Below are 12,754 nucleotides of genomic sequence, written 5' to 3' on the forward strand. Positions count from 1 at the left end.
GGTTTTGATTTGCTACTTTCTGCTTTTGAGATAAAAGTAGTTTATAGTTTTTCATATTAGTTATTCTTAATCTAAAAAAACCTCAAAGGTTTTAAAAACCTTTGAGGTTTCTACGTGTATTATAATTTTGTTGTTAAAATAAGGCTTCCTTCTTCTTTTAAATCAATTGCATCATCCCAAATAAATTCTTTACCTGTAATTATATTTTTTAAGGTTTTTCCTTTTAAACCAACTTCTGCATAGCGTTTTAAATCGATGGTAATAGGTTTGTTGTTTTTGTTGATGATATGTACAACCGTTTCATCATCTTTTATTCTAAACAAAAAATACGTTTTCATAAAAGGTGCAAAATGAATTGTTTTTCCATCTTGAATAGCAGCACTATTTTTGCGATAATTCAACACTTTTTTGGTAAAAGATTGCATTTCTTTTTGTTGCTTTGTTAATCCTTCTCCTGTAAAAGCATTTACTTTATCACCTTTCCATCCGCCAGGAAAATCGGTTCGTATTAATCCGTGATCACCAGGATTTGCTGTATCATTCATCAAAATTTCAGTTCCGTAATAAACTTGCGGAATTCTTGGTAACATCAACAAATAACTCAATGCCATTTTTGCTTTTGTAGCATCTTCTTTTACTTCTGTATACAATCTACTTTTATCGTGATTGTCTAAAAAAACCATAATGTCTTTTGGAGTAGCATAGTGAAAATCGTTGGCTAAACCTTCGTACAATTTTACCAAACCTTTGTCCCAAGATTCATCTTCATTAATGCCATCTATAATGGCTTTTTGCATTGGGAAATCCATAGTAGATTTTAAATTAGATTGATAACCATCTTTGTTTTTTGCACCTTTTTGCCAATAACCAACTAACAAAGGATTGTAACTCCACTCCTCTCCAACAATAGAAAAATTAGGATATTCTTTCATTATTGCTCCTGCCCAATTGCTCATAAAATCTTTATCTGGATAAGGATATGTGTCTTGTCTTATTCCGCCTAAACCTAAAGTTTCTATCCACCAAATAGAATTTTGAATGATATATTTTGCCATAAACGGATTTCGTTGATTTAAATCTGGCATTGTAGCTACAAACCAACCTTCGTTATTTCCTTTTCTATCAGCTTCTGAAGCGTAAAAATCTTGATTGGTGGTTCTTCTATGATTAGAATTAATGTTCGTTTTCCAGTTCCAATTATCTATATTGTTTTCGTAGTTTTTTTGATGGTTTACCCAATCAGAAAAAGGCAAATCTTTCATCCACCAATGTTCTAATCCACAGTGATTAGCCACTTGATCCATAATGAGTTTTATTCCTTTTTTACGAAGTTTATCCGCTAATTCTTTATAATCGTCCATAGAACCAAAACGTGGATCTACTTGATAGTAATCTGTAATTGCATAGCCGTGATAAGAACCTTTTTGCATATCATTGGTTAACACTGGAGTTGGCCAAACTGCCGTAAAACCTAAGTCAGAAATATAGTCAATGTGATTAATAATTCCTTGTAAATCTCCTCCATGACGTTTGTATCCGTCAGTTCTATTAATGGTAGTTTCTTTTAATTTTTTGTTGATGTCATTGGTTTCATCAGCATTTGCAAAACGATCTGGAGTGATTAAATAAATAGCGTCTGAACTATTAAAACCAATATATTCATCAGCAGATTTTTCTCTACTTTTTAACTCGTAAGTATGTGTTTTTTTTGTACCATCTTCAAAGGTAAAAATGATGTCAAATTTTCCTTGCTTGGTAGATTTATCAATAGTTAAATCGATAAACAAATAATTTTTACTTCTTGCTTTATTTACTTTTTTAATAGTTACACCAGGATAAAAAATATTGGGTTTTGAGTTGCCAATATTTTCTTCTTTTACTAATAATTGTAATGAAAATTCTTTAAAATTAACCCACCAATGTGGAGGTTCTACTCTTTCTATAGAAGTATTTGAAACAGAAACTTCAGTAACATCTTTTTTAGTTTCCGTTTTTTTACAGGAAATTGTGGACACAAAACAAATTAGTAAAATAATCTTTAATAGTTTCATTATTTTTATGTTGAAACCTCAAAGGTTTTTAAAACCTTTGAGGTTTGAAATTAATTAGTCTATGTCATTATACTTTTTGTAAACTATTAGGCGTAAGTGTTATATACGCTCCATTTACAAGAATATTAATTTCTTGTTTCCCTTCTAATTCAAAATGAGTTCCTTTTTGACTCACATTTACAGTAATAACTTTATTTCTAAAGTTAATTTTAAATGAATAAGAGTTCCATCCTTTAGGAATTTTAGGTGCAAAAGAAAGTGTATTATTTAGCACTCTCATCCCTCCAAAACCTTCTACAATACTCATCCAAGTTCCTGCCATAGAAGTAATATGCAAACCTTCTTCTACTTCGTGATTGTAATCGTCTAAATCTAAACGAGAAGTTCTTAAATAGAAAGTATAAGCTTGTTCCATTCTATCTAACTTAGCTGCTTGAATACTGTGCACACAAGGAGATAATGAACTTTCGTGAACCGTAAATGGTTCGTAAAAATCGAAATGACGCTCTAATTCTTCTGTAGAAAAATCTTCTTCAAACATATAGAAGCCTTGTAAAGTATCTGCTTGTTTTATGTAAGGAGAACGCAATATTCTGTCCCAGCTCCATTTTTGATTGATGGGTCTTTGACTCTTATCTAAATTTGCAACTGTAATTAATTCTTTATCTAAAAAACCATCTTGTTGTAAAAATATATTATGTTTTTCTGAAAAAGGAAAATACATATTATCCGCTACATTTTTCCATTGAGATAATTCCTCTTCTGTGAAATTTACTTTTTCTTGAATTCTAATGTAATCTGAAATATGATCTTTTTTTACAATATCAATATTTTCTAAAGCGTAATTAATACACCATCTTGCAATGTAATTTGTGTACCAATTGTTGTTTACGTTATTTTCATATTCATTTGGACCAGTTACGCCCAAAATCATAAATTTATTTTTATCTGTTGATAAATTTGCTCTTTGATGCCAAAAACGAGCAATACCAATTAAAACTTCTAATCCTTTTTCTGGAATGTAAGAATAATCATCTGTAAAACGATAGTAGTTGAAAATTGCGAAAGCTATGGCTCCATTTCTATGAATTTCTTCGAAAGTAATTTCCCATTCATTATGGCATTCTTCTCCGTTCATTGTTACCATTGGATACAATGCTGCTCCATTAGTAAAACCTAATTTCTCAGCATTTTCTATAGCTTTATCTAAATGTTTGTATCTGTATTCTAATAAAGTTCTAGCTACAGACTGGTCTTTAGTTGCCATATAAAAAGGAATACAATAAGCTTCTGTATCCCAATACGTGCTTCCTCCGTATTTTTCTCCTGTAAATCCTTTTGGACCGATATTTAAAGTTGCATCTGTACCTAAATAAGTCTGATTTAATTGAAAAATATTAAAGCGAATTCCTTGTTGTGCTTTTACATCACCATCAATAGTAATATCTGATGTTTCCCAAATTTTAGCCCAAGATTGCTTTTGCATTTCTAACAAGGCATCAAAACCAAAACTTACTGCTTTGTCTAAAATATCTTTTGCTACTGCAACTAATTCATTTTTATTGTGATTTCTATCAACCACATAGCCACCAAATTTGTGGATTGTAATTGTTTGATTTTGTTTGATTTCTTGTTGATAAGAACACGAAACTGAATTATTTGTTTCTTGATTGTAACAATCGGTTAGAACTTCGTTATTATTAACAAAAAGTCTTGATTGCATAAACGTACAGGTATAAAAATGAGTTTTCATTGTACGTGCTTGAATAAATGATTGCTGATTGTTTTGAGCAACTTCTAAAACATCCCAAAATTTATCATCCCAGTTTGTGTCTTCGTTTGTAATACCAGCATCTAAGTATGGAGTAAAGGTAATTTTAGCATCAGCATTTAATGGAGTAACGCTATATTTTATGGCTCCTATTTCATCTAACTCTAAACTTAAAAAACGTTTGGTATCTACTTTAATTTTGATTCCATTTTGTAATTCAGCCTCAAAACTTCTAGACAACCAACCTTCTTTCATATTGAGTTCTCTTGTAAATTTTGAAACGGATTTACAGTTATGCAAATCTAAATCTTCATCATTAATCTGAACGTTAATTCCTATCCAATTAGGAGCATTTAAAACCTTTGCAAAATATTCTGGATATCCGTTTTTCCACCAACCAACTCGTGTTTTATCAGGATAATAAACTCCTGCAATATAACTTCCTTGAAAAGTGTCTCCTGAATATTTTTCTTCAAAATTAGCACGTTGTCCCATTGCTCCATTACCAATGCTAAAAAGGCTTTCTGAAGATTTTACCGTTTGAGTATCAAATCCTTGTTCGAGAATAGACCACTCATTTGGCTGTATATAATCTTGATTCATTTTTTTCTTTTTTAAGAGAAAAGAATAGAGTTAAAAAATATAGAAAAATCTAAGTTTTTTATTTTCTTGTTTCTATCTTCTCTTTTCTTACTTATCTATTAATTCTTTAATAAAATTGGTGCTGATTTCGGTAAAATCTGTAAAGTTGAATTTTGCTTCTGACAATACATTTTTATCACCAATACCTATACTTATCATTTCTGCTGTATTTGCAGCTTCTATACCTGCAACAGCATCTTCAAAAACCACACAATTATCTGCATTTACGCCTAACTGTTTTGCTGCTAAGAGAAATACTTCTGGGTCTGGTTTTGCTTTTGTAACATTATTTCCATCAACAATTGTATCAAAATAATGTAATAAACCAACTTTCTCTAAAATAGGTTGTGCATTTTTACTTGCCGATCCTAAAGCAATTGGAATTTTATTTTCTTTTAAAAATTGTAATATTTTAGGAACATCTGGTAAAATTTCTGATGCATCCATATTTTCTATGTACTCTAAATAATCAACATTTTTGTCAATCATCCAAGTATCAAATTGTTTTTGTGTGGCTTCTATTTTGCCAATGTCTAATAAAATTTCTAAACAGCGTTTTCTACTAACACCTTTAAATAATTCGTTTTGTGCTGTGGTAAATTCGAAACCTAACTGATTTGCTAATTTTTTCCAAGCTAAATAATGATATTTGGCAGTGTCTACAATAACACCATCCAAATCAAAAATAAATCCTTTTTTCATTTTAATTTGTTTGTACTACATCATCTACATCTTTTACTTTGTAGACTAAAGCTGCAGCAATTAAAAAACTAAATCCGCTAATAACCAAAGCAAAAATTGCTTCGTTGTTATAAGCGTACTTTACTAATGGACCACCAATTAAAGCGTTGATTATTTGGGGGATTACAATGAAGAAATTAAAAATCCCCATATAAACTCCCATTTTCTTTGCAGAAATTGAACCCGCTAAAATTGCATAAGGCATTGCTAAAATACTTGCCCAAGCAATTCCAACTCCTATCATAGATACAATTAACCAATTTTCATTTGGCATAATATAAATTGATAAAAGCCCTAAACCTCCAATAATTAATGATATTGAATGTGTTTTTTTTCTACCTATCTGTTTTGCTATATAAGGCAAAGCAAAAGCATAAAATGCAGATACAAGGTTATAAATTCCGAAAAGAATTCCTACCCAATCTCCCGCATTTTGATATGTAGAACTACTACTATCTGTGTGTGGCAAACCATAAATATGTTGCGCAATTGCAGGTGTAGCAAAAACCCACATTCCAAAAAGACCAAACCAAGAAAAGAACTGAACCCAACTTAATTGACGCATTGTAGTTGGCATTTTTTTGAAATCATCAAAAATATCCATCAAACTTGAATTCTCTTCTACAATCTCATCTTCAGTTTCGTTATCAAAACTTGCTAATTCTTCTGGTGAATATTCTGTTGTAGTAGTAACTGTAACTAAAATTGAGATAATTAAAATAACAGCTCCAATAATAAAAGACCAGATTAAGTTTGCAGGAACAACTCCTTCTGAGGTTTCATTAGAAACACCAAACCAGTTTGTTAACGCATATGGCAACCAAGAACCCACAACAGCTCCAAAACCAATTAAAGCAGTTTGCACGCTAAACCCTAAAGTTCTTTGATCTGTTCTTAAATTATCGCCAACTAAAGCTCTAAAAGGCTCCATAGCAATATTAAAGGAAGCATCCATTATCATTAACATTCCTGCTCCAACCCATAAAGCTGGCAAAAATGCAATAAACATATCTGCTTGTGGCATTAATATTAAACCAATAGATGCTAAAATAGCTCCGACTAAGAAATAAGGTTTTCTTCTACCAAATTTACCCCAAGTTTTATCGCTATAATGCCCAATTATTGGTTGAACTATTAACCCCATTAAAGGTGCAATTATCCAAAACCACGAGAGTTCGTGAACATCTGCTCCAAAAATTTGTAAAATTCTACTTGCGTTGGCATTTTGTAGGGCAAACCCCATTTGTATTCCTAGAAATCCAAAACTCATATTCCAGATTTGCCAGAAGCTTAATTTACGCTTTTCCATTATCGAATATTATTAATGAATATTACGATAAGTGTTTTAGACTTATCAATTACTAAAAGTGTGGAATGTAATTTACTGATAAATCTTTTAATGCATCAAAGGTAATTTATTTTTATAAATTGATAAAAATTAACGAAAAAAATCTACGACGACGGTTTCGTTAAAATAAGAAGTATTTAAAAAAGTTACGACGACGGTTTCGTAGATTCTCGTAGTTTTAAATCGCTAGAAATTACTATTTTTTTAGGTTTAATGTCTTCAGCCTCTTTTTCAATTCTTTCTATAAGAAGTGCTACAGATTGCTTGCCCATAGTAAAACCATGTTGTGCTATTGTTGTAATAGAAGGTGTAGAATATTCTGATATTAAACCATCTGTAAAACCAATAACAGCAAGGTCTTCTGGCACTTTTAATCCTTTTTCTTTAGCAACTCTCATTGTTTTTGCTGCATATATTTCATTTACTGCAAATACTGCATCTATATCTTCATTAAAAACTTTTTTTATTTGTTCTTTAATATTTAGTTCTTCATCAATTTCAACTATTAAATTTTCATCAGTTTTAATATAATCTTCTATTAAAGCTTTTTCATAACCTTGCCTTCTTAGCGCTCCAACATTTACGTGGTTTGGTGTAGTAATTAATGCTATTTTTTTTCTCCCATTATCTAATAAATGTTTGGTTGCTTTATAGCCTGCACCTACATCATCTACAACTACTTTATCACATAAAATATCATCTACAACTCTATCAAATAACACCAAAGGAATCTCTTCTGAAACCAAGTCTTTAAAATGATTAAAGTCTTTATTCTCTAAGGTTTCGCTGGCTATGGAAACGATAATACCATCTACACTTCCGTTAGATAAAACCTTTAATGTTTCTACTTCTTTTTTGTGTGATTCATTAGAAAAACAAACCATAATATTATACCCTTTTTTATTGGCTCCATCTTCAATCCCCATAATAACTGTAGAGAAAAAATGATGCACAATTTTAGGGAGAATAACACCAATAACTTTTGTTTTTTGATTACGCAACTGAAGCGCTAAACTATTAGGTTTATAATTGTAATGATTCGCAAAAGCCTGAATTCTTTCTTTAGTTTCTATACTAATTTCATGACTATCCTTTAAAGCCTTAGAAACCGTAGAAGTAGAAACCCCTAATTCTTTTGCTATTGTTTTTATCGTAATTTTTTGCTTCATTATTTATTAAAATACAAATTTAACTGTTTTTTATTTGATAATATAATGATATTCTAAGCAGAAAAGTTGTTAACACGAAAACGTTTTCGTGACTTTTGTCATATTAAAAATACCCTTATAAAACCTATATTTACATAGTGGAATGTAAATTTATTGTTAAACCTAAAATCAAATTTACAGTTATTATTTAACAAATTATACATGAAAAAATTTAAATTATTGTTAATTGGGATTCTTTTGACTTCGTCGTTTACTATGTTTGCGCAACAAACAATAAAAGGTGTTGTAAAAGAAAAAGCAACAGGCGAACCTTTGCCTGGTGTAAGTATATTGGTTAAAGGTACTACAAGAGGTACTCAAACCGATTTTGATGGAAACTTTTCTTTAGATCGAGTAAAAACTGGAGATGTTTTAGTATTTCAGTATTTAGGCTATGCCAACAAAGAAATTACAATTAGAACTAATTTTAACTTAACAGTAGAATTAGATGAATCTGCACAACAGTTAGATGAAATTGTTGTTGTAGGGTATGGTAGTGTTAAAAAAGAAGATTTAACAGGTACTACAGATTTATTAACAAGCGAAGACTTTAATAAAGGACCAATAGTGTCTGCTCAATCATTAATTAGTGGTAAAGTTGCTGGTGTAAATGTTGTATCTGGAAGTGGTGCTCCTGGTGATGGACAAAGCATTAATATTCGTGGTACAGGATCATTATCATTAACTACACAACCACTATATGTTATAGACGGAATACCATTAGACAATGGTGGCGTTGGTGGTTCTAGAAACCCTTTAAACTTTATCAATCCTAATGATATAGAAACTTTTGTGGTATTAAAAGATGCCTCATCTACAGCTATTTACGGTTCTAGAGCAGCAAATGGTGTCGTTTTAATTACAACTAAAAAAGGAAAAAACAAAGACTTTAAGTTTAATATTAGTTCTCAAACTACAGTTTATAGTTTAGTAGATAAAATTGATGTTTTATCTGCAAAACAGTTTAGAGGTTTAATAAACGATATTGGTACTCCTGCTCAAAAAGCATTATTAGGAAATGCAAATACAGATTGGCAAGATGAAATTTATACTACAGCAATAGGACAAGACCATAACTTTAGTGCTTTAGGTAGCCTTTATGGTGTACCAATGAGAGTTTCTTTAGGATACTCTGAACATGAAGGAATTTTAAAAGGAGATAACTTACAACGTACAACAGCTTCTTTAAGTTTAACACCTACTTTTTTAGATGAACATTTAACAATTCAATTAAATGCTAAAGGTATGTACACAGAAAACAAATTTGCAGATAGAGGAGCAATTGGTGGTGCTGTTAGTTTTGACCCAACACAATCTGTTTACGATTCAAAATCTAAATACGGAGGGTATTTTGCTTGGTTAGATTCAGGTACTGGTAATCAACATAACCTAGCACCTACGAATCCTTTGGCTTTATTAAACTTAATAAATGATACTGCAGAAATTAGACGTTTTGTTGGGAATACTAAGATTGATTATAAAATACATGGTTTTGAAGATTTGACAGCTACCATTAATTTAGGTTACGATACTTCTAATAGTCATGGAAGAAAGATTACATCAGAATTAATTCCTACATCAGATGCTACATTTAACGGATCGACAACAAGTTATACTCAACAATCTTACAATAAAGTTTTTGATGCTTATGTAACCTACAATAAAACTTTAAACGAGAAACATAATATTACAATTGCTGGTGGTTACGCGTACCAATCTTTTGAATATGATAATTATGACTTTGATAGTGAGAAAAAAGAAGATGGCAACACTTTTGAATTTATAGATAAATCTAAAAATGTATTATTATCTTATTTTGGAAGAGCAAATTACAATTACAACAGCAAATATTATTTAACTGCAACTTTAAGAGCAGATGCATCTTCTAAATTAAATCCAAATGACCGTTGGGGAATTTTCCCTTCTTTTGCTGCTGCATGGAGTATTCATAAAGAAGATTTTATGGAAGATTCTTTTTTTAACGAACTAAAATTACGTGTTGGTTATGGTGAAGTAGGTAATATTAATGGTTTAGGAGATTATCAATTTTTAACTCGTTATCAAAAAAGTGAAGATACTGCTGGATATCAATTTGGAAGTGGTTTCTTACAAACTTACAGACCAGAACCAATCAATAAAAATTTACGTTGGGAAGTTGGTAAAACAGTTAACATAGGTATAGATTATGCTTTTCTTGATAGAAGAATTTCTGGTTCAGTAAACGCTTATGTAAAACAAACCAATGATTTAATTGCTAGCTCTTTGGTAGATCCGTTTACAAACTTTGGTAATAGGATAGATGCCAATATTGGTAATATGGAAAATAGAGGAATAGAATTTAATTTTAATGCTACCCCAATTAGAACTGAAGATATAGAATGGTCTGTCAATTACAACATTTCTTTAAACGATAATAAAATCACCAAGCTATCTGTAGACCAACCTCAAGGTGGAATTTCTACAGGTGTTGGTAACAATGTTCAAGTACACAGACAAGGACAAACAGCTAATAGTTTTTATGTTTTCCAACAAGTTTATGACGCTAAAGGCTTGCCTTTAGAAGGTGTTTTTGTAGACAGAAATAAAGACAACATTATTAATGATAATGATAAATACATAAAAGGGAATCCTTTTGGTGATATTTTAATGGGATTCAACACAAATCTTAGCTACAAAAATTGGGATTTCTCATTACAATCTAGAGCAAGTTTTGGTAATTCTATGTATAATGATGTACAAGCAAATAGAGGCATTAGAGCAAATGCTACAAATAATAGCATTTTATCTAATATACATTCAGACTATTTTAATAGTGGTTTTAAAGTAATAAACGATAAAACTGCTTTGAGTGATCATTTTATACAAGATGCATCGTTCTTTAAAATAGATAATATTACTATTGGTTACACTCTAGAAAAGTTAAAAAACACAACCTTTAGATTCTATTCATCATTGCAAAATGTGTTAACGATTACAGATTATAATGGCTTAGACCCAGAAATTAATTTAGGTATAGACAATAATTTTTACCCAAGACCTAGATCATTTGTTTTAGGTGTAAACATTGACTTTTAATAAAAAATAAGAAAAATGCAAAATAAACTCAAATATTTAATAGTAATGATGATATTCTCTCTAGGGATTGTATCATGTCATAAAGACTTAGATCAAGATCCAATTGATCCTGACAGTTTTACTGAAAAAGATGTATTTGCTAATGCTACAGAAGCAAAAAGTTCTCTTGCTAAGCTTTATGCTAGTTTAGCATTAACAGGTCAAAAAGGACCAGCAGGGAAACCAGATATTTCAGATATAGATGAAGGTTTTTCACAGTATTCAAGAATGCTTTTCAATTTAAACGAATTAACAACAGATCATGCTGTAGTTGGTTGGGGAGATGCAGGTTTACCAGATTTACATGGCTTATATTGGTCTGGAAGTAATGATTTTACTGAAGCAATGTATTATAGATTAGCACAAGAAGTATCTTTCTGTAACTCATATATAGACAATGCCTCTGCTTTAACAGATGCTGAAGTAAGTAAATATATTGCAGAAGCTCGTTTTTTAAGAGCATTTGCTTACTATAACTTAATGGATTTGTATGGTAATGTACCTTTAGTAACTGCTGTAACTACAGAATTACCAAAACAAGCAACAAGAGTAGAGTTATTTAACTTTATTGAAAAAGAACTAATAGAAATTCAAGATTTATTAGCAGATAGTGGAGCTAATGAATATGGTAGAGTTGACAAAGTTGCATCTTGGGCTTTATTATCTAAACTTTATTTAAATGCAGAAGTTTGGACAGGTACTGCTAAATATAAAGAAGCAGTAACATTTTCTGAAAAAGTAATGTCATCTTCTTATAGCATCAACACTAATGATGTTAACGGAAATGGAAATGCTTATGATGAATTATTCTTAGCAGACAATAATTCAAATGGAGCTCAAAGTGGGTTTATCTTTACTTTAAACTTCGACGGTCTTAGATCTCAAACTTATGGTGGTAGTACTTTCTTAGTACATGCTGCAATCGGAGGTAATATGAATGCTAAAGACTTTGGTGTAAACGGAGGTTGGGGAGGTTTAAGAACTACTAAAAATTTAGTAAATAAATTTAAAGTAGGTGCTTCAACCATTACTGCATTAAATAATAATTTAGGTACACTATCTAAATGGGGGTTGGTTGGAGATGCAACCGTAAATGCTTGGGGTGGTCCAGATATGGAAATGTATAAAACAGGAGCAAACACTTTTGCTTTATACGCAGAATTAAAAAGTGGAGAATTAAAGTTTAGATTTGATGAAGACTGGGGTAATAATTATGGAGACGATAATGCAGATGGTTCATTAGAAGCAAATGGCAAGAATATTCCTGTTTCACAACCAGGCACATATTTTGTTACTTTAGATTTAAACACTTTAACTTACTCTATAAAACCTTTTTCAGCAGATAAAAGAGGAATGTTTCATAAAGATGGACAAACTTTAGAAATAGAAGAAATCCCAACTTTTGAAAATGGTTATGCAATAACCAAATTTAAAAACATAGATTCTAGTGGAAAACAAGGCTCTGATACAAGTGGAAATTTTGTTGATACAGATATTCCTTTAATTAGATTGGCTGAAATTTATTTAAACTATGCTGAAGCTTCTTTAAGAGGTGGAGGTGGAGATTTAGGTACTGCTGCTACTAAAATTAATGAATTAAGAAAAAGAGCCTATGGAAACACTAGTGGGAACATTACTAGTGGAGACATTACTTTAGAGTTTGTTTTAGACGAAAGATCTAGAGAATTATATTGGGAAGGACAAAGAAGAACCGATTTAATAAGATATAAACATTTTACATCAGATACTTATTTATGGCCTTTTAAAGGAAATGCTAAAGATGGAGTTAGTGTAGATTCTTTTAGAAATATTTTCCCTTTACCAAGTAATGCAATAACCACAAATCCTAATTTAACTCAAAATCCAGGATACTAATAAA

Annotated in this window: 7 protein-coding genes; 2 read left to right on the top strand and 5 right to left on the bottom strand. The window is 30.7% G+C overall.

Annotated elements, in window-relative coordinates:
• Nucleotides 1-119 precede the first annotated feature (119 nt).
• From ACY2RX_RS07810 to ACY2RX_RS07830, 5 genes are all read right to left on the bottom strand, one after another.
• Nucleotides 120-2,051: a glycoside hydrolase family 13 protein gene (locus ACY2RX_RS07810; protein ID WP_490103407.1), complete on the bottom strand. Its 1,932-nt coding sequence runs from the start codon at nucleotides 2,049-2,051 to the stop codon at nucleotides 120-122.
• Nucleotides 2,052-2,118: 67 nt separating this feature from the next.
• A complete protein-coding gene (locus ACY2RX_RS07815; RefSeq protein ID WP_490103408.1) occupies nucleotides 2,119-4,425 on the bottom strand; it encodes a glycoside hydrolase family 65 protein in 2,307 nt (768 codons plus the stop codon).
• 87 nt (nucleotides 4,426-4,512) lie between these two features.
• Entirely contained in the window at nucleotides 4,513-5,166 is a 654-nt protein-coding gene (gene pgmB, locus ACY2RX_RS07820) for a beta-phosphoglucomutase (protein WP_490103409.1), read from the bottom strand.
• Between the two features lies 1 nt (nucleotide 5,167).
• Entirely contained in the window at nucleotides 5,168-6,514 is a 1,347-nt protein-coding gene (locus ACY2RX_RS07825; protein WP_490103410.1) for an MFS transporter, read from the bottom strand.
• A 185-nt stretch (nucleotides 6,515-6,699) separates the two neighbouring features.
• Nucleotides 6,700-7,722, bottom strand: a complete 1,023-nt coding sequence (locus tag ACY2RX_RS07830; protein ID WP_490103411.1) for a LacI family DNA-binding transcriptional regulator — start codon at nucleotides 7,720-7,722, stop codon at nucleotides 6,700-6,702.
• Between the two features lie 201 nt (nucleotides 7,723-7,923).
• Here ACY2RX_RS07830 and ACY2RX_RS07835 point away from each other — a divergent pair, with 201 nt between their 5' ends.
• Nucleotides 7,924-10,836 (top strand): SusC/RagA family TonB-linked outer membrane protein, encoded by a 2,913-nt coding sequence (locus ACY2RX_RS07835; protein WP_490103412.1) that lies wholly within the window; start codon nucleotides 7,924-7,926, stop codon nucleotides 10,834-10,836.
• A gap of 15 nt (nucleotides 10,837-10,851) precedes the next feature.
• Nucleotides 10,852-12,750 (top strand): RagB/SusD family nutrient uptake outer membrane protein, encoded by a 1,899-nt coding sequence (locus ACY2RX_RS07840; RefSeq protein ID WP_490103413.1) that lies wholly within the window; start codon nucleotides 10,852-10,854, stop codon nucleotides 12,748-12,750.
• Nucleotides 12,751-12,754: the final 4 nt, after the last annotated feature.

The sequence above is a fragment of the Polaribacter sp. 2405UD43-2 genome (genome assembly GCF_058147125.1).